Raw genomic sequence first — 662 nt, 5'->3', positions numbered from 1 at the left:
CCGGTAGCCATGGTTGACCAGCCAGTCCTCGAGCTGCTCGGCTGATGTGTGCATTTCGGTCTGGCTGATCGCCAGCTTCTTCAGGTTCGGGTTGAGATTGATCAGAAAGAAGATGATCAGCGTCAGGCACAGCATGGTCAGCGCCATGGTGCCGAGACGTCTCAAGATGAAAGAAAGCATGGGGACCCCTGCCGAAGGGTTGGAACTGGAACAGGCGCCGCTCCCGAAAGACAGCATCGCCTCGCGGACGGGGGGAGTTCAAGACCTCCCCGCCCATCACGAGAACCACAGCCCAATTTGCGTTGAGATCTCGCTGGTCTCGCCACAACATCCGGCGTAGACCCGTGCTCTCAAAGGCCTTGCCTACGAGTTCATCAGTTGGAAAGTTCGGACAGAATGATCGCGTCCTCGCAAATTTCAGACCTGGCTGCAGAGGTCTGATATTTGAAAAGTCGGCCGACACCTGAACGAAAACAGGTGCCGGCCAAGTTAGCCCTGGGAGTCGGGCTTAGCTGTCCAGCCAGACGTTCTGGAAATCCATCTTGTAGGTCTGGTGCATTGCGTAGTTCTTCACCTTCTTGTTCATGTGGCAGTAGAGCTTTTGCCAGAACGGCTGGATGATGACGCCGGAATCCTGCAGGATCTGCTCGACATCCTTCATC

General features: G+C 55.7%; 1 pseudogene. It reads right to left on the bottom strand.

Annotated elements, in window-relative coordinates:
* Positions 1-180: pseudogene (locus RFN28_RS34690) on the bottom strand (ABC transporter permease); the annotation flags it as partial.
* Positions 181-662 lie beyond the last annotated feature (482 nt).

Source organism: Mesorhizobium album (assembly GCF_033977205.1).
Lineage (GTDB): Bacteria > Pseudomonadota > Alphaproteobacteria > Rhizobiales > Rhizobiaceae > Mesorhizobium > Mesorhizobium album.
The sequence above is the reverse complement of the archived record's forward strand: the minus strand, read 5'-3'. Positions and strand labels throughout refer to the sequence as shown.